Here is a 23,765-nt window from a genome sequence, read left to right on the forward strand (position 1 = left end):
AGCCTGATGAGGCTCAGGAGAATGCGATGGCGCGGGCAGCCAGAAAGCCGCTGACGGAAAAACAGCGCGCCGTTATGGAGCGCGTAGATCGCCGCGTCCCGATTGCAATAATCGCGGACGAAATGGGTGTTTCCGAAACCCGAATTAACCAGCATATACGTTCACTTAAGGATCGTTTTGGGGTCGAGAATCTGAATGCTCTGGTGGAGCAATATCGCCTCTCAGCTGACTATACGGACGGACCTGAAGACCCCTTAAGGAAAGCTCAATACAGTTTTTCTCAGGCTGCCAAAGGTCCGATTTTCCCCGATCAGCAGAGCCGGGTCGACCCTGGTGAGATCGTCCTCTCTGATTCGCATCACGTCCTCATCGATGCGCCTTGGACAGGATCCCGGGAACCAGTGGTCGTCCCAACCAAACTCGATGGCGATCAGGCCGTCTTGTACCGCTCCATGGCGATGCTGGGCATTGCTGTTGGCATAACTGCCGCAGTCATTCTTACAGTTTCAGCCGCGCTTACGGTCAGCGAAGTACTCGACGGCAAAGCCGAGATACGAACCGATAATCAAGGCTCCTAGCAGACCGCTTCACGGGCCTTGGCCCGCTGGAGATAAACTATGAGCGATATGATCTACACTGACGCGCTGAAGCTGAAAAAACTGATCCGTGAGGCAGAAGCTCTTTCGGATGAGGCAATGCTGGCCTGCTCTAAACTGAAACAGGCAATGCTAAAGGCTCGCCAGAATCCCGAAGTGCCAGTGGATACTGGGCAGCGAGCTATCTTGCGTCTCACGCAAGCCGAGCAACAAGCGATGTCGATGTCTACGAGCCTGTTGCGCGTGCACGACGAGTTGAGCAAAGTGGCTAGGGTGCATGCTGGACTTGATGGTGATATTCCTACGGATATTCCGACCGTTGCGACTTTGGAATCGGCAACCGAAGAGATTGTTGAAACCACTTAGGAGGTATTGGCTCTGGCTGTTCTGGATTTATGGAACGAGTATCGCGCTTTCGCGCAGGGCGGTATGATAATCTTGCTGTTTCTATTGGCTATTCGCTTCGGCCGTGAACCAGAGAAATTGTCAGCTGGTGCTTTTGTTTGGCTGTTGGTTTCTTCGAGCGTCTACCGTTGGCTGTCTGACCAACAGGCATCTTTACAGTCTCTCGATATCGGATTTTTTCTTATCGATGTGTCCGTCGCGGCGATCATGATTGTGATCGCTTTGCGGGCCAACCGAATGTATACATTATGGCTTGCAGGTTTTCAGATCATAGCAACATTCGCCCACCTCGCGAGAGGCTTGACCGATGCGATTTCGCCAATTGCGTATGCGATAATGTACATCGCACCGTCCTATTTTCAGATCATCATTCTGGCGTTCGGGATATGGTTCCATCACAAGCGCGTAAAACGCCACGGCAGTTACAGGTCATGGCGGACCTCCTCGCCCCCTTCGCGGGACCAGCGGCCCCTCAGCTAGCGTCACAGCTGCGCAGCCAATTCGGCTCACTCGCTCGGGCCTTGTCCGCACCGCGCTCGCAATGGCGTCCAATCGAAGAAGGTTATGGCCAGGTTTGCGACCTGATTTTTGCAGCGCGCGACTTAGTTGATGCTGCCCGGCACGAACAGCTGCAAAGCACAGTTATTAATTCGCGCGACCCTGAATTCTTGACCTATCTGAGAACCTGCCTTTGTCGAAGTTCGGGTGAAAGCTTGCTGGTTGTCTTCTGCGATAATGAGGGCAAATATCTTATCGACGAGAAGATGGGTTGGGGCAGCGCGCATAATATCCGTCTGGATATGGCGCATCTGTTCCGCCGTGCGCTGGCGCTCGACGCAGCGTCGCTCGTTTTGGCGCACAACCACCCTTCTGGAAACTGCCAACCAAGCGAAGACGATATCGTCGCGACGCGGAAGCTTGCGGAGGTCGGGCATGTGCTCGGTGTTGAAGTTGTCGATCATCTTATTGTCACGCGCGACAAAGCTTATAGCATGCGTGCTGGCGGTAAGTTTTGAGCGTCGGGCACACTATGTCGTGCTGCATGGGCGGGTTGGTATGAAAATCGCGCGCTCATCGCAGTGATCTCGCCTGCAACTCCTAAACTGCAGGCTTCCGCTCTCACTGCTGACGGAATGCTGCCACGCTTTTTGAAGGCCGGAGATATTCGCTTGGACCTGTTCCACCGGGATGCTTCGGTCGGTGGGAGCTGGATCGGTTTACACCCGCGTGAGTTCGAGGTTCTCTGGCGGCTCGCGGAAACTCCGGACGTTGTCGTTTCGCGTACGCGTTTGCTGAAAGATGTTTGGCGCCTGAACCACGACCCTGAGACCAATCGGGTCGAAGTAAATATCTCGCGTATCCGATCTAAACTGCACCCGTTTAGGCTATCTTGGATGGTCCGCACGAGCGATGCGGGCGGCTATTTTCTGACGACGGAACCGTTATCCGTCGACATTTGACCCGCACCATAATGCGCAGATGACAGCTGCTAGCGGTATCGCTACGTGAAGAGTAGACATCGCAACTGTCATACAGCGAAATTTGGTGAGGCTTATGCAATTTCAGGAAAATGATCGGGTCGCAATACAACTTGGTCGCGACGGTGTCGCACAGGTCAGGCTTACCCGCCCCGACAAGATGAATGCGCTTGACCCTGAAATGTTCGAACGGATCATTCAGGCGGGACAGGCCCTGCATGACATGAAGGGCTTGCGTGCAGTCGTTCTTTCTGGCGAAGGCAAAAGCTTCTGCGCCGGCCTTGATACATCAAGCTTTGGACGTGAGCCCGCTGACGACGAGCCAGCGCTGACCGAGCGTACTTACGGCAATTCCAACAAGTTTCAGCAGGTTGCGACGCAATGGCGCAAATTACCCGTCCCGGTCATCGCTGCAGTGCACGGCGTATGTTTCGGCGGCGGAATGCAAATTGCGAGCGGAGCAGACGTCCGTGTTGTCGCGCCTGATGCGCGGATGGCGATAATGGAGCTTAAATGGGGACTGGTGCCCGATATGGGCGGTTATGCTCTATGGCGCGGGCTTGTACGCGACGATGTCTTGCGTGAACTGATCTACACTAACCGTCAGTTCAGCGGTGAAGAAGCTAGGGAATACGGTCTTGCTACATTCGTCGACGCTGACCCGCTGACTAAAGCAACAGCCATTGCCACCGAGATCGCTAATCGCAATCCGCATGCTATTCGCGGCGCAAAGCGACTGGCCAATGGTATGACCGAACTGGACGGCGATGCGATCCTGATGGAAGAAAGCATAGAACAGCACGCCATTATGCGGACTAAAAACCAGATCGAGGCGGTTATGGCTGGGATGGCCAAGCGTGCTCCGAAGTTTGAGGACGTGTAGGCGGCAGTCAGCCGAAGATCGCTACTGCCTGAATACCCGACAGCATTTGCTTGCCGTCGGCATTCCACAGCTTGAGGCGCTCGCTTGAATACCCCTGATCGGCATGGTCGCTGGCAGTTTCCGCCAGCCACCAGCCATCGCGTGTCACCGGTGCAGGATCGAGCAAGTTGAACGACCAGTTGATCGAACTGATCGGCCCCGGACGCTGCATAATCCTTGCCGCTGATGGAGGCAGCGTGTCGCCCATTAGGATGAGTTCGGACACCGGATCAATGCCCGAAGGCTCCTTCAGCCTTACCCATCGGCGGATAATAGGCTCGTCCTTTGCTGTGCGTTCGTGCGGGTAGTTGACGTCATAATTGTTTCTCAAAAACGCTGGTCCTCCTCCAGGTTCTACAGCAGTCGAGTCTTCGGGTTTTCCCGGACTGGGCTCTACTGATGCGGCAGGATGTACAGCATTGGCATCGCGGCTGGTTCCGAAGAGCCAGAATGCCGTCAAAGCAACCTTTCCATCTGAAACAATCTCGCTGCGCAGCTGCGCAACGTTGCGGCCCTGCCGAACGATCTCGCTCCTTAGCTCGAACTCGTCACCAACGGGCGCGACGAAGCCGACTTGCCCGGCTCGAAAAGGCGGCAAATCGGTAAATTTTCTGATCGCGTGTGTATAGGCGATCAGCGCGGATGCACCGCCATACAGGGTGCGGCCTTGCATCCAGGTATCGGCGGTTGGCAATGTCACAGCGCCGTCTGCGGCACCGATGGGTTCAATCAAATCGCTCACACTCATTGGAAGTTTCATAGCGAAACTATTGCTGCTTGCCAGCCCAATGCGCATGACAGGCAAAACGCAGGATTGCGCTAGCGAAAATTTGCAGCTAGTTGCGCTGCTCCGCAAGGGGTGAGGCCCGATGGCGGAGTGGTGACGCAGCGGTTTGCAAAACCGTGCACGCCGGTTCGATTCCGGCTCGGGCCTCCATAGTCTTGGGCACATATTTGCCGATCGCGGATTGCATCACCACTGCAACACCATCCGATCTGCAAAACGCCGCTTTAGCTCAGGTGGTAGAGCACATCATTCGTAATGATGGGGTCAGAGGTTCGAGTCCTCTAAGCGGCACCATTTTCGTCAAGAAAAACAGTATGGTGAAGTGTTGTGCGGTCTAGGTGAACTGCTTAAATCGCGCTGCTTGTGGGAGGATCTAAACGATTGCAAGCGCGGCCACCTGCGCTAAATTTGCCACAAGCTGACGAGAGTGCAGTCGGTCATTCTGGGCCACGACCACCATCGGATGAGGTCGAAGCCGGTATCCCCACGCAGCGGCATCGCCGGGTTTTAAGTTAGCGCGTGGGTACCGAGAGCACCACGACGCCACCGACCGAGTGTACGCGCTGGCCTTTCAACGCCTTGGCCGAAGCTTCGTCAGGACAACCAACGAGATCGGCCGCATCGTCGAGCCATTCACGCGTCAGGTCGTTCTCCCCGAGCCTGCGACAGGGATCACCAGCGTCAGGATAGCCGTCGCCGAATGGGGACAGGTCTGCCGAGATCGTTGCCTTGGTCGCCTTTCGATGGCCGGTGGTCGTAGAATCTGTTTTCGTGTCGGTGCGGGTCAGGGCAGGCGTAGCTTCCTTGTCCTCGTTCGTGCCGATGTCATCGGTTGCCGCGCCGCTTATCGCCCCGTCGTTCGCCGCCGTGTCGCTCGCCGCAACATCGGTCATGCTTGTGTCTTCCTTTTCAGCCGGTGCCTCGGCACAGGCCGCAAGTGTGGCGAGGGTAAAAATCGGGGCTGCGAAATATTTCATGGTGTCCAAATCCTCATTCTGGCTGGTTTTGCGCCGTTTACGGCCAGCGATATGAGGGGACATAACGTCGGAGCAGGGAATTATTTCCCCTTTTTTAACGTCTTAACGCGACGCTTTGTTTCTCGACTACAGGAACCGATGCTCGGCGAAGGGTTGTCCATCGCCCGTTTAACCATCGAGACCTGCAGGCTTTGATGACTTCTAGGGGAATTAGCTACGGGAACCCGAACCATGGTGAAAAGTTGTAGCGATTATGAACACAAAGCTCGTCGCAGCAAGCGCTGCATCCGCCCTCATCGGAACACTCCTGACCGCTTGCGGTTCAGGCGAAACCGTAGCGCCAGACAGCGAAGCCAAACAAAATCCTCAGACCGGCGATGCTGTCACCGGTTCAGCGACAAATGAAGTGCGCGGTGGCCCTGCCGCCTTAGAGACTAGTCCGGTAGGTGATCCCAACGCGCCGGATGTTGCGGGTGAAAACTGCATCAAGCAATTGGCCAGTACAGCCAATCAGCCGGCTTCCATGATCTCGATCCAGCGCGTGGAAGTGGACGAAACCGGGCCGACGCATTTCCTCACTATCAAAGGGGGCGATGCGCCATGGCTATGCAAGACAATGCCCGATGGCACTGTGACTGAGGTGATGTACACGCAAGAAGGATGATCGGTCTGCGCGTAACGTAGCTGGAACAAGATCTGCCATCACGTTCTACAGACTTCGTAACAACGCGACCAGAGGTTCGGCTCACGCAAGCGGCCCCATTTCCTTCATCTGAAAACTGCTGGCATCAAAGCGCTGTTGGCAAGCAGGACAATGCCGATGGCTGCGATCGCCAGCGCTGGCTGGCGTAGGCCAAGCACTTTGAAACCGTACAGTGATCTCACTGCGACTATCCGCATCGCCGCCAGAACCAACATTGCCGTGGCGAAGCCGATTGCCGCTCCAAGCGCGCCATATTGAGTTGCCAAGATCCACACGAGCACAACCTCGATGGCTAATGCTGCAAGCGCCATTCGCGGCGGCCACGCCGGGTGACGATAGACCATCGGCAGTTCGCACAGGCCAAAGCTACCATCGAGCAACTCGCCGACTAATATGGCAAGCACGACAAACAACCCGAAGGCGAAGCCGGTGCCAAACCATGATAGCAGCGGCTCTCCGAAGATCGCAAACAAGACAATGATCGCTGTCTGTGCAGCGAAAATGAACCAGCCCAGACGCCTCAGATGCTCGCCGATGGTATCGAGCGATTTGCTCTGGGCGATTATGGGTGCGAGTACGGGTTCGAACAGATAGCGGACTTTTTCGACAACGGTCGCGATTTGCTGCGCGAGGTAATAAATTCCTGTCGCTTTTGGTCCAGCTACGACCGCCAGGATAATGATGTCAATCCGGCGAAAGGCGTAGACGCTGGTATCGTTAAGCGCGATCGGAAAGCTGAGTTTGGCGAGGTTAAATATCCCGCGAAACGTTGGTCGTGACCGCCCTGCGAAGAAACCGCGACCGAAGGAGGCGCTGGTTGCCAACAATGCCGCGCAGGCGGTCAAAGCCAAAGATCCGATATAAGCGCCAAGCAAAGCCTGTTCGGACGATATCACTTTGCCCGATGGTAATGTGGTTCCGGCAAGCCAATAGTAAGCAGCCACTGCGAGAATGAGGAAACTCCATGGTTTCACTAGTGCCTTAACCAAGGTGTCCCACAAAGCGGTGCGGAAATGGCGTGTTGCGGTGGTGGCGATTTCAGACAGTGCGATCAGCGGGATGCCGAACAATACAAATTCGGAGCCGGCCATCGATTGTGAGGCCAGCAGCGGCCACGCGACCCAGAGAATTGCTGTCATCGAGAATGACAGGATGGCTACCAACCCAGCGGCCTCGGCGATCCGCGTGGCCGCGTGCTGCTCTTGTCCTTCTTCGCTGAGCCTGCCGAGCAGGACCTTCGCCAGTCCGAATGTCGCGAATGTTGCGAGCAGCTCGACGACCGCGACAATCTCGCCCAGACGTCCGAAATCCTCGATTCCGTACATTCGCGCGACGAATACGATCAGCAGGATGCGCGCTGCCATACGGACGCCAAACCCGCTCAGGATTTGCAATGCCCCCTTGCGCAGGTCCCGCTTTTCACCCGCTATCGGGTGGGAGTCAGCGCTCATGGTGAGGGTCTTTCGCGGGGGTTATGGTGGGCACTCGATAGCCCGACTATAGTGGTTTGCACGGTTTTTCAAATATCTGCCCGCATGTGACTTTACGCATTAGGCTAGCTATATGAGAAGTTAACCCAAAAAGCCTTTACCTTCAGCAAGCGAAATCCCATGCCAAACCACCTGAAAGTGGGCTTCCTCTACAACCATGACGAGCTGCATCAGGTAGCGCATACTGCGCCGATTATCTCTGCGCTGCGCAAGCAATGCCCGTATATGGCGGTGGAAGTTTTATCCTCAAGCGATGCCCAGACCGCAGTCGTGAAGCGGCATCTCGATCCTGATCTCGAAAATCCGCCTATACGTGCTCTTAAGCCGAGCAAAGCATATAGCTTGGCTGAGCGAGTGATTGGCGGTGCTGCTCCGCTCGGACGTATCGGATTTCTCGCGGCAAATCTCGATCTGTTTCGCAGCTATGACGCGCTTGTCGTGCCAGAAACGACATCGACCATGCTGAAAACCAAATTTGGCCTGACTGGTACTAAACTCATTATGTTTCCGCATGGAGCGGGCGATCGTTCTGTAGGGTTCTCGCCCGAGTTTGCGCATTTCGACTTTGTCATGCTGCCTGGGAATAAGACGCGCGAGCGGATGCTCGAAGCCGGCTTGATCCGCGAGGAAGACTCGGCAGTCGTGGGCTATCCGAAGTTTGACTCGCGCGTCGCAGCTGGAGACGCGCCGATATTCGGTAATGACCGGCCGATTGTTTTCTACAATCCGCATTTCGATCCGAAGCTGTCGTCGTGGTATGATTTCGGATTGCCGCTGCTGGAGCATTTTGCGGAGCAGTCGCGGTACAATCTGGTGGTCGCGCCGCATGTGATGCTGTTCCGCCGCAAGCTGCTCGCCTCGGTCGAACATCGCGTTTTACGGTGGCGAAAGGAGATACCGGCGCGTTTCAAGCGGCTCGATAATATCCATATTGACCAGGGCAGTCTGAATAGCGTCGACATGACGTATACCCGAATGGCTGATGTCTATATCGGCGATGTCAGCAGCCAGGTGTATGAGTTTATCGCACAGCCGCGCCCGGCGATTTTTCTCAATTCTCACGGGGCCCATTGGAAGGACAACCCAAATTATGCCTTCTGGAAGTTCGGTCCGGTGGTCGATCATGCCGGCGGTCTAGACGACGCATTGCAGCAAGCAGTTCCGCTGCTGGATAATTACCGTGAGGCGCAGGAAAAGGCACTGCGCCAGACCTTTGATCTTGACCCGGATCGCAGTTCCGCTGATCGGGCAGCAATGGCGATAGCGAAGTTTCTGGGTCGTGAGTGAAGCGCAGCCTGACGGTTGTACAGCGATTGTGCTGGCGGGCCAGCGCCCGGGCGTCGACCCGATGGCTGAGGCGACCGGCCAGACGTACAAGGCGCTGATCCCGGTATGCGGTCAGTCAATGTTAGCTCGTGTTTGCTCTACACTTCTGGGGAGCGCTGGCGTCGCGCGCGTCATCATTCTGGCGCAAGAACCGAACCAGCTGCTGATCGGTGACACGGCTCAATTGGCTGACAATCCGAGAGTTAGTCTTGCCCCGAGCGGCATGGGAATTGCATCAAGCATCGCCAAGATAGCTGGTACACACGCCGCGCCTTGGCCTGTGCTGGTAACGACTGCCGATCATGCATTGCTGACAAGCGCGATGGTCGAAGAGTTTCTTGGAGGTGTCGGCGAAGCTGATCTTGCTATCGGGGTTGGTGAGCGGCGCATTGTTGAATCCGCATATCCCGATACCAAACGGACGTGGTTGAAGTTTTCTGACGGGCATTATTCGGGCGCAAACCTGTTTGCGTTGCGCAACGCACAAGTGGCTGATGCTTTAGAGCTGTGGTCCGGCGTCGAACAGGATCGCAAGAAAAGCCTTTCGATTATGTCGCGCTTTGGACCCCTGCTATTGCTGCGGGCTTTGACGCGAACAATTGCATTTCCAGAAGCCTTGCACCACGCTGGTAAGCGACTGGGGATAGTGGCAAAGCCGGTGGTTCTGTCGCAGCCTGAGGCAGTGATTGACGTCGACAAGCCGGAGGATTTGGCGCTGGTTGAAGGAATTTTGACCAATGGACGGTGAGACCACTTCGACGAGCGCGAGACCTATAGTCCACTTTCTATTCGAGCCGGGTAATGGTGGCTTGGACCGGGTGGCGATTTTGCTGGCCAATGGCATGGCTGCGCGTGGTCTTAACAGCGAGCTCTGGTTGACAGAGAGCGAAGGGCCACTCGCGTCATTGATCTCGGACGTAGTGACCGTTCGTATGGTCCCGTCGGTTTCGTTTGGCGGACGCGGCGTGAAGCTTTTCCAGCAAATTCCGGCGCTCTCGCGGATGATCAAACAGCATCGACCTGCTGCCATTTTCTCTGCAGGCAATCAGAGCAATCTGACAATTGCACTCGCGCGGAAAATGGCTGGAACGAGAGATACCAAAATCATCCAGAAAATCACCAATCCGATTTCCCGGCCTGGCATGAGTGGTCTCGTCACTGCAATCCGCACGGCGCGCTTCAAACGGACTGTGGCGAGGGGTGATATCTGTCTGACTTTGAGCGAGGCCGATGCGAAAGCCTACGCGCAGTTGATGCCGGAAGTTGGAAACAAGTTCCGTCCGGTCAAGAATGCCTATGTGACTAATGCGATGCTCGATCTGGGGAAGGAAGCTCGGACGCGTCGGTCAAGCGCGCCGTGCAAATTGCTCTGTGTTGGAAGGCTCGAATATCAGAAGGATCATGCCAATCTGATCAAAGCGCTAGCGCGGATCAAGAACTTGCCTTGGCAGATGCACATCCTTGGTGATGGTTCGTTGGAGGCCGAGTTGAAAGCTCTCGCTAGTCAGTTGGGTGTGGCGGACCGGTTGGAGTTTGCTGGCTTCGTCGATGATCCGACATCCGCATATGCCGCGAGCGATATTATGGTGCTCTCGTCCCGATGGGAGGGTTTGCCAGCGGCTCCACTGGAGGCAATGGCAGCAGGCTGCGATGTTGTAACAACCGATTGCTCGGACGGATTGACCGAAATGTTCGCAGCACTCGGGCGCCCTGCGGTTCCGGTAGAGAACGATGCAGCACTGGCAGATGCTATTGCCAGTGCGATGCGGAACAGCGCCACGCGCTCCGCAATGCGGGCGATTGCACAACAATACTCGGTTGAAGCATCGGTCACCGATCATTTGCGGATTGCTGGCTTGGGCTAAGGTGGGACGCGCTTTAGTGTAGCCAAGCATTTCTGAACTTCGCTGTTCGATGGCCTATGCTAATGAGCAGACATGGACGATTCCGGGTTCGATATAACTACGCTGGGCAAACGCGCCAAAACGGCAGCGCGCGACCTTGCTGCGGCGAGCACAGACGCAAAGAACAACGCGCTGACCGCTGCCGCCGATGCCCTGCGGATGGGAACGCCGATACTGCTCGAAGCAAACCGGCAGGATGTCGATAGCGTTCGAAACGCAAAGCCGGAATCTTTCATTGACCGGTTGTTGCTTACCAAGGATCGCATTGAGGGCATGGCTGCGGCGCTGGAGCAGATTGCCGAATTGCCTGATCCTGTTGGGCCCAAACTGGCTGAGTTCGACCGACCCAACGGGTTGAGGATTGAACGTGTCGCGGTGCCCATTGGCGTAATCGGGATGATTTATGAGTCCCGCCCCAATGTAGGTGCGGATGCCAGCGCTTTGTGCCTGAAATCGGGCAATGCAATCATCTTGCGCGGCGGATCTGAGAGCCAACATTCTACGCGTGAGATCGTTGCTTGCATGCAAGCTGGCTTGCGGACTGGGGGTTTGCCGGAGGATGCTGTCCAGACAGTTGGCACAACCCACCGTAAAGCCGTCACCGAATTGCTCCGGGCGGTGGATTTTATCGATCTCGTAATTCCACGCGGCGGGCGAGGACTTGTTGAGCTGGTGCGTGATCAAGCGAAAGTTCCCACACTGCTGCATCTCGATGGAAACTGTCACAGCTATGTCCATGAGGATGCTGATCTGGAGAAGGCCGTCTCGATCATCCGTAATGCCAAACTGCGCCGAACTGGTGTGTGCGGGGCGACGGAGAGCATTGTGATTGATCGCAGCATCGCCGTGCGTTTCGTGCCGATGCTGGCCGATGCAATGCCCGATTGCGAATTGCGCGGTGATGCAGAGGCAGTAGTAATTGATGACCGGCTGAAGCGCGCAACTGACGAAGATTTCGGCACCGAATTTCTCGACGCCATCGCTTCGGTTACACTGGCTGATGGCTTGGACGATGCGATTGCTTGCGTGGCCGAACACTCGTCGGGTCACACCGATGCGATCATCACCGAGAATGACAATGCCGCCCGCCGGTTCATGACCGCAATCGACAGCGCGATTGTGATGCACAACGCCTCCACCCAATTTGCCGATGGCGGAGAGTTTGGGATGGGTGCGGAGATCGGCATCGCCACCGGCAAGATGCATGCGCGTGGCCCTGTCGGATTGGAACAGCTTACCAGCTTCAAATATCTGGTGCACGGTTCCGGCCAAATCCGACCTTAGTTGCAGTTGGCCCCTCAATCCTGCCACGGGCTGCTTGCCCAACGCCTGCATTCTTGGGATAGGTATGCGCAAAAATAGAGAGGGAACCTATGACAGAGCGCAAAGCGCGCTACCGGATTACGTCGTTCGACGTCGCCGAGCTTGCCGGCGTGAGCCAATCGACTGTGTCGCGTGCGCTTGCTGGCTCCACAGCGATTACTGAACCGACGCGTGCCAAGGTAATGATGGCGGCCGAAGAGCTTGGTTATGTGGTCGACGAGCGTGCCGCGCGTTTGCGGCGCGGTAAAACGGGTACATTGGCCGTGGTCGTAATAGGCCGACCCGATGAATCGGCCAGTGGCTTGAACCCGTTCCACTTCTCTTTGCTCGGCAGCGTTTGCGCCGCTGGGGCGAAGCAGGGTTATGAAACACTGGTTTCGTTTCAATCTGAAGAAGGCCGGTTTTTCGGCAAATATGAAGAGCGCGGTCAAGCCGACGCGATGATTGTCATCGGTACCGGTGTAAACCATGCTGCATGGGACTATTTCCGCGAATTGAGCGGTAACGGACGGTCGGTAGCCTATTGGAGTTCTCCGTTTGACGAGCTGGAATGGGTACGCTCCGACAATTATGAAGGCGGCATTTTGGCCACGACTGAATTGCTTGATGCCGGGTGCCAGAATGTAGTTCATATCGGTTCGGCAGATTCGCCGCAGAAGCAGTTTGGCGAACGCAATGATGGCTATGCCAAAACGATGACTGACCGCGGTCTGGAGCCGGTATTGTTCGCGGTCGATGAGAGTCTTGATCGTGAAGAGCAAGGCCGCAAAGCCGCTCGGCAATTGATCGCTTCGGGACAGCCTTTCGACGGTGTGTTTATCAGCACGGATACGATTGCGCTGGGTGTGCTGGAAGTATTCAACGCTGAAGGTATTTCGGTTCCAGATGATTGCTCGATTATCGGTTTCGACGGGCTTCGGGCGGGGCAATATTCGAACCCGCCTTTGACCACAGTCGAGCCGGATATTGATGTCGCGGGCGCATTACTCGTGCGCGCTGCCTTGGGCGGTGAAGAAGCCACCGAGCGGCGCGTTCCTGTTTGCTTGCTGAACCGGCGCAGTGTGAAGCGGCGTTAATTCTCCCCACAAACGCTGACTTCCAAATCATGCTTCGGCATACCGAATATGCCGGTGACAGGATGCGGCACGTAAGAAGCCTCGAGCGCTTTTATTTCATCCTTTGATAAATCGACATCCAGCGCCGCCACCGCGTCTTCGATATGCTTCGCTTTGGTCGCGCCGATGATCGGTGACGTTACTTCGGATTTGTGTAATACCCATGCGAGCGCGATTTGCGCCATGGGTAGTCCGCGCTTTTCCGCCAGTTCCGCCACTGCATCCACTACCGCACGGTCATTCTCATCTGCCTGTGAATACAGCGCTTTGCCGACCAAATCTGTTTGCGAACGATTGGTCTCAACATCCCATGGACGGGTCAACTTACCGCGCGCCATTGGACTCCACGGCATTACGGCCACACCCTGATCGGCACACAGCGGCAGCATCTCACGCTCTTCCTCGCGGTACAGCAAATTGACGTAATTCTGCATCGAGATGAAGCGTTTCAGGCCCTTCAGCTCGGAAATATGCAGCATTTTCATCAGTTGCCACGCATACATCGAAGACGCACCGATATAGCGGACTTTGCCAGAGCGGACGATCGCATCAAGCGTTTCAAGAATTTCCTCCATCGGCGTGTCCAGATCGAGCCGGTGAATCTGATAGAGATCGATATAGTCGGTGCCGAGCCGCCGCAAACTGTCATCGACCGCGTGCATCAGGGCTTTGGCTGACAAGCCGCCGGTGTTGGGTGCGCGGCGCCAGGGAAAGAATGCTTTGGTCGCGATCACAACTTCGTCGCGCCGCGACATTTCCTTCAGCAACCTCCCCGTTATTTCTTCCGAGGTTCCGCCTGAGTAAGAATTGGCGATATCGAAGAAATTGATGCCTGCTTCCAACGCTTGCCGGATCATCGGGCGCGAGGCGTCTTCATCCATCGCCCAATCATGGCCGTCTGCGGCGGCATCGCCGAAGCTCATGCAGCCGAGGCATAAGCGTGAGACGGTGAGACCGCTATTACCGAATTTGGTATATTTCATGACGCACTTTCACGGGGATTGGTTGATGAAACACATCCTATCGGCGGTTTGCAGAGTAGGAAAGTTTCGTATCCACTTGCAGATATAACGATATCTTTATATGCCCTCCTGCATGAGGATTGAAACCACTATGCGCGCGCTTGCCGATCCGACGCGTCTCCGCATTATGCGGCTGCTGTCGGCGATGGAGCTTGCGGTCGGTGAACTGGCGCAGGTACTCGGCCAAAGTCAGCCGCGTGTTTCGCGCCATGTGGCGATATTGTGCGATGCCGGTCTTGCCGAGCGTCACCGCGAGGGAAGCTGGGTATTCCTGCGCGCCTCCGTCGGCAATGAACGCGGCGATCCGGTGGGCGAAGCAGTGTCACGTTTGCTGGCAACGGCAGAACGTGAGGATGAAGCCTTTGCCGCGATGTGCGCCGATGACCGGCGGCAGCTTCAGAATATTCGCGGCGCGCGCGAAGAGAATGCTGCATCCTATTTTGCGCGTCATGCCGACCAGTGGGACGAACTGCGGCAACTCCACAGCCCTGACCAACTGGTTGAGGAGCGCCTGCTGACAGCGTTGGGCGAAGAACCATTGGGCCAAGTGCTCGATATCGGCACAGGCAGCGGGCGCATGGCCGAATTGTTCGCACCGAAGGCTGATCATATCGTTGCGCTTGATAAGAGCCTCGACATGCTTCGCGTCGCGCGGGCCAAGCTACAAAATCTGCCGAGCGATGGCATTGAACTGGTGCAGGGCGACTTTATCGCGCTGCCATTCCAGGCGCATCGGTTCGATACTGTGCTGCTGCACCAAGTGCTCCATTTCGCGCAAGATCCGGCGGCGGCATTGGCTGAGGCTGCGCGCGTTACACGCCCCGCCGGCAGGATCGCAATCGTCGATTTCGCAGCGCATGATCACGAAGAATTACGCGACCGCCATGCGCATGTCCGCCTTGGTTTTACCGACAAGGCGATCCACGATTTGCTGCGCGAGGCTGGTTATCAGCCCGCCAGACCGATTGCGCTCGATGAAGGCGAATTGACTGTGAAAATCTGGCTTGGAACCCGTTTGGGTATGCCGGCTTCCAGCGATGCACGAAAGGCAGTCCGATGAACCCCACATTGAATCAAATGCATGAGGCGCGCACTGCGTTGGATAGTCCGCTGTTTGAGGGACTGGCGGGCGATATCGACGTGTCGTTCGAATTCTTTCCGCCCAAGACGGACAAAATGGGCGAAACATTATGGCAGAGTGTCGAAACGCTCAAACCTCTCGGTCCGCGCTTTGCCTCTGTTACCTATGGTGCGGGTGGTTCCACGCGTGCCCGCACGCATGAGCAGGTTGCGCGGATCCAGAATGAAGCGGGTATTCCCGCCGCCGCGCACCTCACATGCGTTGCTGCCACGCGCGACGAAGTGAACGAGGTTGCTCGGCATTATTGGGAAGAAGGCATTCGTCATATCGTTGCTTTGCGCGGCGATGCCCCTGACGGAAGCGGCACATACGCGCCGCATCCGGGCGGCTATGCCAATGCGGTCGAGCTCATCGCGGGTCTCAAAGAAATCGCCGATTTCGAAATTTCGGTTGCGGCCTATCCTGAAGTGCACCCCGACAGCCCGGATGCGCAGGCCGATATCGACAATCTCAAAGCCAAATTCGACGCTGGGGCGACGCGCGCGATCACCCAGTTTTTCTTCGATCCGCAATGCTTCTTTGAATTCCGCGACCAGGCGGCAGCGGCGGGGATCAAGGGCGAGATCGTACCGGGAATTATGCCGGTGGTCAGTTTTGCCGCGGTTCAGCGCATGTCGGGCCTATGCGGCACAGCAATCCCGACCTGGATGGAAGGCTTGTTTGACGGTCTCGACGAGCGCCCCGCCGCGCGCCAGTTGGTAAGCGCCACGATCACCGCCGAACTGTGCCGCCGTCTCTATGCGGGCGGTGTGCGCCAGTTTCATTTCTACACGCTCAACCGAGCCGAGCTAAGCTATGCGATTTGCCATATGCTTGGCATGCGGCCGAAGGATAATGGCCAATGACACCGAGAGAGAAGCTTCAGGCCGAAGCGGCCAAGCGCGTCCTGATCTCCGATGGCGCGTTCGGCACGCAAATCCAGAACCGCAAATTATCCGAAGAAGATTATGCGGGCGACCTGGGTCTGAAAGCAGACCAGAAGGGTAATAATGACATCCTTGCGCTGACGCGCCCTGATGTGATTGAGGACATAACGCGCGCTTATTTGGATGCCGGTTCGGATGTGATCGCGACCAACACGTTCTCGGGCAATGTTATCAGTCAGGCCGATTATGCCGCAGAAGCGCTGGTTCGCGAGATCAATGTCGAGAGCGGCATAATCGCGCGCAACCTGGCCGACGAGTTTGAAGAAATGGACGGCCGCCCGCGCTTTGTCGCTGGCGCTATCGGGCCGACTAACAAGACGTTGTCGCTGTCTCCCGATGTCGAAGACCCAGGCTTTCGTGAGATCGACTTCGATTACTTGACATCTGTGTATCACGAACAGGCAGCGGCGCTGATCGAGGGCGGCTGCGACTTCATTCTGATCGAAACCATCTTCGATACGCTCAATGCCAAAGCGGGCATCATGGCGGTCAAGCAGCTCGAGCGTGAGCTTGGCCATGATGTGCCGATCATGTTGTCGATGACGTTGACCGATTTGTCGGGCCGGAACCTGTCGGGCCATACGGTTGAGGCGTTCTGGTATACCGTGCGCCACGCCAATCCCGTCACCATCGGGTTGAACTGCAGCTTCGGCGCTGAGCAATTGCGCCCGCATGTCCAGATGCTCAGCAAAATCGCGGATTGTTTGCTGATGGCTTACCCGAATGCTGGTCTGCCCAACGAACTCGGCGAATATGACGAGCTGCCTGCAACAACCGCCTCTCTGGTCCGCGAATGGGCAGAGAATGGCCAAGTCAACATTCTTGGCGGATGCTGCGGTTCCAGCCCCGATCATATCGCTGCGATTGCTGATGCCGTCGAAGATCTGACCCCGCGCAAAGTGCCAGTCCGCGACACGCAGATGCGCTTGGCCGGGCTTGAACCTTTTACGATTGCCGCGTGATATGACTTCAGACAATTTCATCGAACTTGTACAAGTTTTGACAGCTGTCGGTGCGCTGTTCGTGGCGGTTTGGTCTTTTCGTACATCTCGCAAGCTATTGTCTCAGCAGCGAGAGCATAATCGCAAAAGCTTCCAGCCCATTGCATACCTCCGGTTGGGAAATTTCTCTGGCGGTTTCAAGATCGAAATAGCTAATGAAGGTGTTGGACCACTGATAATTGACAAGGTTTCGATAAGGTGGGCGAAGCAGGACAAAACCGGCCCTGATCTAGTTTCGTTACTAGATCAGCAACAAGAACCAGTTCTTTGGGATCGATATGCTCAACGCCTGCGCGGTCGTACGATTCCACCTCTAAAATCGATCACTCTCCTGTCGTTGTTTGAGGAAAAGCGTGAGGGCGACTCAGAGTACGCCAGAAAGTACAAAGAGTTCTCAGAAAAGGCTTTGAAAGACATTTCTGAGATGCTGTTCAGTTTGGAGTACAAGGACATTTACGGCGGCAAGTTTGTTTACCGACAGGAGTTTGACTGGATGGATCCGAAGAACGCGGGTTTGCCTCAGAGCGGCGCATTGGAAGATAGTCGAGATGAGGTTGGCAGCGATCTCAGTTCTGGCTCTGGTGCGATTTTACGGGACTCAGAAGCAGGTAGTGACTTGGCTCGATGACCAATCAACCCCAAACAGCCAATTTCGTCAACATCGGCGAGCGTACCAATGTGACCGGCTCTGCCCGGTTTAAAAAGCTCATCATGGCGGATGATTACGACACCGCTGTCGAGGTTGCTCGTCAGCAGGTGGAGAACGGCGCGCAAGTGATTGACGTCAATATGGATGAGGGACTGCTCGACGCGGTCCACGCCATGACGACCTTCTTGAAACTGATCGCTGCCGAACCCGATATTGCGCGCGTTCCGCTGATGATCGACTCTTCCAAATGGGACGTGATCGAAGCGGGTCTGAAATGCGTTTCGGGCAAGCCCATCGTCAATTCGATCTCGATGAAAGAGGGCGAGGAACAGTTCCTCGAGCAAGCGCGCAAATGCATGGATTACGGTGCTGCTGTGGTCGTGATGGCGTTTGACGAAACAGGCCAAGCGGATACCAAAGAGCGCAAAATTGAAATTTGTTCGCGCGCCTATGAATTGCTTGTGGGGATTGGCTTCCCGCCGGAAGATATCATCTTCGATCCCAATATTTTTGCGGTGGCGACGGGTATTGAGGAGCATGATCGTTACGGTCTCGATTTCATCGAGGCGGTTCGCGAGATTAAGGCCAACTGCCCGCATGCCAAGACATCGGGCGGACTATCCAATCTGAGCTTCAGCTTCCGCGGTAACGAGACTGTGCGCCGTGCGATGCATTCGGTGTTTCTCTATCATGCGATCCCGGCGGGCCTCGATATGGCGATCGTCAATGCGGGGCAGCTCGACGTCTATGACCAGATTGATCCCACTTTGCGCGATGCCTGCGAAGATGTAATTCTGATGCGTCCGGTTGAGGGCGATGAAAGCGCGACCGAGCGGCTGATCAACCTGGCTGAAAGCTACAAAGGCACAGACGCCAAAGCCGAAAAAGAAGCCGAGGAATGGCGCGGCTGGGCGGTCGAGAAACGGCTCGAGCATGCGCTGGTCAAAGGCATCGACGCGGATATCGTGTCCGATACCGAAGAAATGCGCGCCGCCACCGAAGCGCGCGGCGGGCGGCCGATCGAAGTCATCGAAGGCCCGCTGATGGACGGCATGAACGTCGTCGGCGATCTGTTCGGCAGCGGCAAAATGTTCCTGCCCCAAGTGGTGAAATCTGCGCGCGTGATGAAGAAGGCTGTCGCGCATCTGATTCCCTATATCGAAGCAGAGAAAGACCTGCTCGCGCCGGAAGACCGCAAGTCCAAGGGCAAGATTATCATGGCCACCGTGAAAGGCGATGTGCACGATATCGGCAAGAATATCGTCGGCGTGGTTCTGCAGTGTAACGGCTATGATGTGGTCGATTTGGGTGTGATGGTGCCGTGGACCAAAATCCTTGAGGTGGCCAAGGAAGAGAAAGCCGATATGATCGGCCTATCGGGTCTGATCACGCCGTCGCTCGATGAAATGGTTACGGTTGCCGAGGAGATGCAGCGTGCAGGTATGACGATGCCGCTGCTGATTGGCGGCGCGACGACCAGCAAGGTTCACACTGCGCTGAAGATCGATGAAGCCTATGACGGGCCGGTGATCCATGTGCTCGATGCAAGCCGTGCGGTGGGTGTGGCGAGTAAGCTACTATCCGACACTTTGCGCGACGAGTTCGTAACCGAGACGGCTGATGATTATATCCATGTCCGCGATGTCCGTGCGGGCCGGGCGCAAAGCGCGCTGCTGACATTGGATGAAGCGCGCGCCAATTATTACGATGCTTACCTCAGCGACAAAGCCGCCCCGCCTGACAAGCCTGGCGTTCATGTGTTCGAGGATTGGGATTTGGCCGATCTGCGCGAGTATATCGACTGGACGCCATTTTTCCGCGCATGGGAATTACATGGCAATTATCCGGCGATTCTGCAGGATGATGTCGTGGGCGAAGCCGCGCGGCCTCTGTTTGAAGATGCCCAAGCGATGCTCGATCGCATTGTCAGCGAGAAATGGCTGACTGCGCGTGGCGTGTGCGGTTTCTGGCCCTGTGCGCGTGATGGCGACGATGTGACCATCCACCGGGTGAATCGCGAAGAGCATGTCGTGCTTCCGTTTCTTCGCCAGCAAGTGAAGAAAAGCCGCGACCGCGCCAATATGTGCCTCGCCGACTTTATCGATCCGGCCGGCGACTGGATCGGCGGATTCGCGGTCGGCATTCACGGCATTGAGCCGCACAGCGCGCGGTTCCAGGCGGATAAGGATGACTACTCGGATATCTTGCTGAAAGCGCTGGCGGACCGCTTCGCGGAGGCTTTTGCCGAGCGTCTGCACCAGCATACCCGGACCGATCTGTGGGGCTATGCGCCCGGCGAGCAACTGACCAACCCGGCTCTGATCAAGGAACAATATCGCGGTATTCGACCGGCGCCGGGCTATCCTGCCTGTCCCGATCACAGCCTCAAGCCGATTCTGTTCGAGCTGCTTGAAGCGGAGAAGAATGTCGGACTGGAACTGACCGAGAGCTTCGCGATGTTCCCCACCGCAGCGGTCAGCGGCTTCTATTTCGGGCATCCGGAAAGCCAGTATTTTGGCGTTGCACGCATTGGCCGCGACCAGTTGGAAGACTACGCACAGCGCCGCGGGGTCGATCTATCCACCGCCGAACGCTGGCTGAGGCCCAATCTTGATTGACCGAAGCGCGGTATTCGCGCAGTGAAATATCCGTCGCCAAGGAAGTGATTCTTTGGCCGATGCGCGGGAGAGATCGCAGCTTGCAGGAGTTGCGGCACCGAAGGAGCAACCGCCCCGGAAACTCTCAGGTATAACGGACCGCGCGTTGGCAGACACTCTGGAAAGCGCTTCATGCGAATGGAGCCACCGAAGGGGTAAGCGCGCAAGACCCAGTAATGGGCGGCGCGTTAAAACTCTCAGGTAGTCCCGACAGAGGGGGTGCAGAATTGACGGGCCTTCGGGCGCGTCTGCACTTTGCCGGGGACTGTAATGAGCGACGAAACTGATATCCATCCAGACGACATGCCGGAGGAGCAAGTGCTTCCGCTCGACGATTGGCACCGCAAAATGGGCGGCCGGATGGTCGAATTTGCCGGCTATCAAATGCCGATCCAATATACGGGCGATCATCTGAAGCATGGCGGCGGCATTGTCGGCGAACACACTTGGACGCGCACCCATGCGGGTCTGTTCGATGTCAGCCATATGGGCCAGCTGCTGATTTCGGGCGAAGGTGCTGACGCTGCACTGGAAGCATTGCTGCCGATTGATCTTTCCACGCTGGAAGTGGGGATGCAGCGTTACTCGCTGCTGCTTAATGAAGAAGGCGGCGTACTTGATGATCTGATGGTCTCCCGCTGGCCGAACGCTCTCTATCTGGTGGTGAATGGCGCAACCAAATGGGAAGATATCGCCCATCTGCGCGAGCATTTGCCCGACGATGTAACGCTCAACCATCTCGAAGACCGCGCTTTGCTGGCATTGCAGGGACCAAAGGCTTTCGCGGCGCTGGACCGGCATGTGACGGGCGAATATCCGCTGTCCTCGCTTGTGTTCATGACCTTCGGCCATTTCGAAATTGATGGTGTCGAGATGAGCGTGAGCCGCTCGGGCTATACAGGTGAGGACGGGTTTGAAATTTCGCTGCCCGCTAAAGATGCGGAGAAAATCGCTACGCTGCTTTGCAATGAACCCGAGGTCGAACCCATCGGCCTGGGCGCGCGGGATTCGCTGCGTTTGGAAGCGGGGCTGCCGCTTTACGGGCATGATCTGGACACGGAGACCGATCCTGTGTCTGCGCGCCTATTGTTCGGCCTCGCCAAAAGCCGCCGCGAAACCGGCGGATGGATGGGCCATGTAACCTGCGCGAAAATGCTGGCCGAAGGATCACCGACCAAGCGCGTTGGCCTGAAAGTCGAGGGCCGGATGCCTGCGCGCGAAGGCGCTCTAGTGTTCGCCGGAGATAAGGAAATTGGTCGTGTGACCAGTGGCGGTTTCTCGCCGACGCTCGGCTATCCGATTGCAATGGCTTACGTCGCGTCGGACTACGCCAAAAAAGATGCGGCTTTGCAGATCGAAGTGCGGAACAAGCGGCTTGATGCAACCGTTACCCCAATGCCCTTCGTGCCCAATAATTACTACCGAGGAGACTGAACCGATGGCCCGTTACTTCACCGATGAACATGAATGGATCGACGTGGAAGGCGATACCGCGACAGTCGGCATCACCGATTACGCGCAAGAGCAATTGGGCGACATCGTCTTCGTCGAAACCCCCGAAGTGGGATCGATGGTCGATAAGGGCGGCGATGCGGCTGTGGTGGAATCGGTCAAAGCAGCAAGTGATGTTTATGCGCCGATCAGCGGCGAAGTGGTCGAAGGCAATGCGGCGCTCGAAGAAGACCCTGCGCTCGTCAATACCTCACCCGAGGAAGACGGCTGGTTCTTCAAAATGACCATCGGCGACAAGGACGAACTTGAGGGCCTGATGGATGCGAAGGCTTACGAGGCGTTTGTCGCGGGGCTTTGATTTTAAATGCTCCCTCTCTTCTTTAGAGGAGGGGGATTGGGGGGTGGTGGCGACCGACAGGTCGCGCGTGCCACGGACCACCCCGCTGCGACTAGGCTTTGCTGCGCAACGCCAAGTCTCACTGCCCCTCCTCTAAAGAAGAGGGGGTCTAGGAGTTGATATGCGTTACCTACCTCTAACTGATACAGATCGTTCGGCGATGCTCGACACTATCGGCGCTGCCTCGGTCGATGATCTGTTTGTCGATGTACCCGAAGTGGCGCGGCTGGATGGGCCGATCCGCGATCTGCCGATGCATGCAGGCGAGATGGCGGTCGAAAAGCATATGCGCGGCCTGTCGAAGCAGAATTTGGCCGCAGCGGATGCGGCATTTTTCCTCGGTGCGGGCGCATATCGCCATCATGTTCCGGCTTCGGTCGATCACATCATCCAGCGCGGCGAATTTTTGACGGCTTATACGCCGTATCAGCCCGAAATCGCGCAGGGCACGCTGCAAATGCTGTTCGAGTTCCAGAGCCAGGTGGCACGCCTCTATGGCTGCGCGGTAGCCAATGCATCGATGTATGATGGCTCGACCGCGTGCTGGGAAGCGGTTGCGATGGCGCACCGCGTGACCAAACGGAAACGCGTGGTTCTCTCCGGCGCATTGCATCCGCATTACGCCGAAGTCGTTCGCACGATGGCCAAATTTACTGATGACGAGATTGCGGGCGCTCAGCCAGCGATCGGCGCTCAACCCGATAATGAAGGCCTGATCGCGCGGATTGATGACAATACCTCCTGCGTGGTCGTGCAATATCCCGATATTCTGGGCCGCCTGCCGGACCTCGAAGAAATCGCGGAGGCTGCCCATGCCAAGGGTGCCTTGCTGATTGCGGTCAACACAGAGCCGGTGGCTTTGGGCGCGATCAAATCGCCTGGCGAGCTGGGCGCAGATATTGTCGTTGGCGAGGGCCAGTCGATTGGCGTCGGCCTACAATTTGGCGGGCCCTATCTTGGTCTGTTTGCGGTGCGCGATAAAAAGCACGTTCGCCAGATGCCGGGTCGGTTATGCGGTGAGACCGTGGATGCCGATGGCAAGCGCGGCTTTGTGCTGACACTCTCGACGCGCGAGCAACATATCCGCCGCGAAAAAGCGACTTCCAACATCTGCACCAATAGCGGGCTCTGCGCGCTGGCATTCAGTGTTCACATGACGCTGCTGGGCGAGAAAGGGTTGCGCCAATTGGCGGCAGAGAACCACCGCCTTGCCTGCATCGCAGCGGACAAGCTCGCGGCGGTTCCCGGTGTGACGGTGCTTAATGACAGTTTCTTCAACGAGTTTACGATAATGTTTGATGCGGACGCACGGCAGGTTGTGCGCGACTTGGCTGAAGATAAGATTCTGGCGGGCGTATCGCTTGGCCGGCTCTATCCCGATGTCGACGCATTTTCCGGTGGGTTGCTGGTTGCCGTGACTGAGACGACGACCGAGGAAGATATCGAAACCCTCTGCTCCGCTCTAAAGGAGAAACTCTCGTGAGAAATTCTCTT

At 56.5% G+C, this 23,765-nt stretch carries 24 protein-coding genes, 2 tRNA genes and 1 riboswitch; of the genes, 22 read left to right on the top strand and 4 right to left on the bottom strand.

Features of this window, described 5'->3' with window-relative positions:
- Positions 1 to 26 precede the first annotated feature (26 nt).
- The 6 genes from GRI35_RS04120 (at position 27) to GRI35_RS04145 (ending at position 3,362) form a co-directional block, all read left to right on the top strand.
- Positions 27 to 578 carry a LuxR C-terminal-related transcriptional regulator gene (locus GRI35_RS04120; RefSeq protein WP_160613000.1) on the top strand — a complete coding sequence of 184 codons (552 nt, stop codon included), beginning with the start codon at positions 27 to 29 and terminating at the stop codon, positions 576 to 578.
- Positions 579 to 617: 39 nt separating this feature from the next.
- A complete protein-coding gene (locus GRI35_RS04125) occupies positions 618 to 962 on the top strand; it encodes a hypothetical protein (RefSeq protein WP_235900129.1) in 345 nt (114 codons plus the stop codon).
- 84 nt (positions 963 to 1,046) lie between these two features.
- Complete coding sequence (locus GRI35_RS04130) at positions 1,047 to 1,481, top strand: hypothetical protein (RefSeq protein ID WP_160613001.1); 435 nt, start codon at positions 1,047 to 1,049, stop codon at positions 1,479 to 1,481.
- A complete protein-coding gene (locus GRI35_RS13920; RefSeq protein ID WP_268894020.1) occupies positions 1,433 to 2,017 on the top strand; it encodes a JAB domain-containing protein in 585 nt (194 codons plus the stop codon). Before GRI35_RS04130 ends, GRI35_RS13920 begins: the two co-directional genes overlap by 49 nt.
- Before the next feature lie 63 nt (positions 2,018 to 2,080).
- A complete protein-coding gene (locus GRI35_RS04140; protein ID WP_160613003.1) occupies positions 2,081 to 2,461 on the top strand; it encodes a winged helix-turn-helix domain-containing protein in 381 nt (126 codons plus the stop codon).
- Positions 2,462 to 2,555: 94 nt separating this feature from the next.
- Positions 2,556 to 3,362, top strand: coding sequence for a crotonase/enoyl-CoA hydratase family protein (locus GRI35_RS04145; protein WP_160613004.1), 807 nt, complete (start codon positions 2,556 to 2,558; stop codon positions 3,360 to 3,362).
- Between the two features lie 7 nt (positions 3,363 to 3,369).
- Here the strand turns inward: GRI35_RS04145 and GRI35_RS04150 are convergent, their stop codons facing one another.
- Entirely contained in the window at positions 3,370 to 4,161 is a 792-nt protein-coding gene (locus tag GRI35_RS04150; protein WP_235900131.1) for an acyl-CoA thioesterase, read from the bottom strand.
- 103 nt (positions 4,162 to 4,264) lie between these two features.
- Between GRI35_RS04150 and GRI35_RS04155 the strand changes: the two genes are divergently transcribed.
- Together GRI35_RS04155 and GRI35_RS04160 are read left to right on the top strand one after the other, a co-directional pair.
- A tRNA-Cys gene (locus tag GRI35_RS04155) sits at positions 4,265 to 4,338 on the top strand.
- Between the two features lie 68 nt (positions 4,339 to 4,406).
- Positions 4,407 to 4,482 (top strand) — tRNA-Thr (locus tag GRI35_RS04160).
- A gap of 218 nt (positions 4,483 to 4,700) precedes the next feature.
- Here GRI35_RS04160 and GRI35_RS04165 read toward each other — a convergent pair.
- Positions 4,701 to 5,228 (bottom strand): hypothetical protein, encoded by a 528-nt coding sequence (locus GRI35_RS04165; RefSeq protein WP_160613005.1) that lies wholly within the window; start codon positions 5,226 to 5,228, stop codon positions 4,701 to 4,703.
- Between the two features lie 190 nt (positions 5,229 to 5,418).
- Here GRI35_RS04165 and GRI35_RS04170 point away from each other — a divergent pair, with 190 nt between their 5' ends.
- On the top strand, positions 5,419 to 5,829 hold the full coding sequence (locus GRI35_RS04170) for a hypothetical protein (protein ID WP_160613006.1): 411 nt from the start codon (positions 5,419 to 5,421) through the stop codon (positions 5,827 to 5,829).
- A gap of 104 nt (positions 5,830 to 5,933) precedes the next feature.
- Here GRI35_RS04170 and GRI35_RS04175 read toward each other — a convergent pair whose 3' ends face one another.
- Complete coding sequence (locus GRI35_RS04175; protein ID WP_160613007.1) at positions 5,934 to 7,319, bottom strand: lipopolysaccharide biosynthesis protein; 1,386 nt, start codon at positions 7,317 to 7,319, stop codon at positions 5,934 to 5,936.
- Positions 7,320 to 7,478: 159 nt separating this feature from the next.
- Here GRI35_RS04175 and GRI35_RS04180 point away from each other — a divergent pair, with 159 nt between their 5' ends.
- From GRI35_RS04180 to GRI35_RS04200, 5 genes are all read left to right on the top strand, one after another.
- Entirely contained in the window at positions 7,479 to 8,645 is a 1,167-nt protein-coding gene (locus GRI35_RS04180; RefSeq protein ID WP_160613008.1) for a hypothetical protein, read from the top strand.
- Entirely contained in the window at positions 8,638 to 9,432 is a 795-nt protein-coding gene (locus GRI35_RS04185; protein ID WP_290258944.1) for a nucleotidyltransferase family protein, read from the top strand. Before GRI35_RS04180 ends, GRI35_RS04185 begins: the two co-directional genes overlap by 8 nt.
- Positions 9,422 to 10,549, top strand: coding sequence for a glycosyltransferase (locus GRI35_RS04190; RefSeq protein ID WP_160613009.1), 1,128 nt, complete (start codon positions 9,422 to 9,424; stop codon positions 10,547 to 10,549). Before GRI35_RS04185 ends, GRI35_RS04190 begins: the two co-directional genes overlap by 11 nt.
- A 72-nt stretch (positions 10,550 to 10,621) precedes the next feature.
- Positions 10,622 to 11,872, top strand: a complete 1,251-nt coding sequence (locus tag GRI35_RS04195; RefSeq protein ID WP_160613010.1) for a glutamate-5-semialdehyde dehydrogenase — start codon at positions 10,622 to 10,624, stop codon at positions 11,870 to 11,872.
- A gap of 89 nt (positions 11,873 to 11,961) precedes the next feature.
- Entirely contained in the window at positions 11,962 to 12,987 is a 1,026-nt protein-coding gene (locus GRI35_RS04200) for a LacI family DNA-binding transcriptional regulator (protein ID WP_160613011.1), read from the top strand.
- On the opposite strand, the gene GRI35_RS04205 is transcribed toward GRI35_RS04200, so the two are convergent.
- Positions 12,984 to 14,009, bottom strand: coding sequence for an aldo/keto reductase (locus GRI35_RS04205; protein WP_160613012.1), 1,026 nt, complete (start codon positions 14,007 to 14,009; stop codon positions 12,984 to 12,986). The genes GRI35_RS04200 and GRI35_RS04205 overlap by 4 nt on opposite strands.
- A 112-nt stretch (positions 14,010 to 14,121) precedes the next feature.
- Between GRI35_RS04205 and GRI35_RS04210 the strand changes: the two genes are divergently transcribed.
- The 8 genes from GRI35_RS04210 to gcvPA all read left to right on the top strand — a co-directional run bounded on the left by GRI35_RS04210 (position 14,122) and on the right by gcvPA (position 23,754).
- Positions 14,122 to 15,108, top strand: a complete 987-nt coding sequence (locus GRI35_RS04210; RefSeq protein ID WP_160613013.1) for an ArsR/SmtB family transcription factor — start codon at positions 14,122 to 14,124, stop codon at positions 15,106 to 15,108.
- Positions 15,105 to 16,034 (top strand): methylenetetrahydrofolate reductase [NAD(P)H], encoded by a 930-nt coding sequence (gene metF, locus GRI35_RS04215; protein WP_160613014.1) that lies wholly within the window; start codon positions 15,105 to 15,107, stop codon positions 16,032 to 16,034. Before GRI35_RS04210 ends, metF begins: the two co-directional genes overlap by 4 nt.
- The gene (locus GRI35_RS04220) at positions 16,031 to 17,077 is read left to right on the top strand and encodes a homocysteine S-methyltransferase family protein (RefSeq protein WP_160613015.1); all 1,047 of its coding nucleotides are present in this window, start codon (positions 16,031 to 16,033) and stop codon (positions 17,075 to 17,077) included. Before metF ends, GRI35_RS04220 begins: the two co-directional genes overlap by 4 nt.
- Before the next feature lies 1 nt (position 17,078).
- Positions 17,079 to 17,744 carry a hypothetical protein gene (locus tag GRI35_RS04225; RefSeq protein WP_160613016.1) on the top strand — a complete coding sequence of 222 codons (666 nt, stop codon included), beginning with the start codon at positions 17,079 to 17,081 and terminating at the stop codon, positions 17,742 to 17,744.
- Complete coding sequence (metH, locus tag GRI35_RS04230; RefSeq protein WP_160613017.1) at positions 17,741 to 20,383, top strand: methionine synthase; 2,643 nt, start codon at positions 17,741 to 17,743, stop codon at positions 20,381 to 20,383. The genes GRI35_RS04225 and metH overlap by 4 nt, the downstream gene beginning before the upstream one ends.
- Positions 20,384 to 20,437: 54 nt before the next feature.
- Positions 20,438 to 20,534, top strand: a riboswitch (glycine riboswitch).
- Between the two features lie 158 nt (positions 20,535 to 20,692).
- Positions 20,693 to 21,856 (top strand): glycine cleavage system aminomethyltransferase GcvT, encoded by a 1,164-nt coding sequence (gene gcvT / locus GRI35_RS04235; protein ID WP_160613018.1) that lies wholly within the window; start codon positions 20,693 to 20,695, stop codon positions 21,854 to 21,856.
- Positions 21,857 to 21,860: 4 nt separating this feature from the next.
- Positions 21,861 to 22,232, top strand: coding sequence for a glycine cleavage system protein GcvH (gcvH, locus tag GRI35_RS04240; RefSeq protein ID WP_160613019.1), 372 nt, complete (start codon positions 21,861 to 21,863; stop codon positions 22,230 to 22,232).
- Between the two features lie 160 nt (positions 22,233 to 22,392).
- Positions 22,393 to 23,754: an aminomethyl-transferring glycine dehydrogenase subunit GcvPA gene (gene gcvPA, locus GRI35_RS04245; protein ID WP_160613020.1), complete on the top strand. Its 1,362-nt coding sequence runs from the start codon at positions 22,393 to 22,395 to the stop codon at positions 23,752 to 23,754.
- The last annotated feature ends 11 nt before the right edge of the window (positions 23,755 to 23,765 follow it).

The organism is Pontixanthobacter aestiaquae (assembly GCF_009827455.1).
GTDB lineage: Bacteria > Pseudomonadota > Alphaproteobacteria > Sphingomonadales > Sphingomonadaceae > Pontixanthobacter > Pontixanthobacter aestiaquae.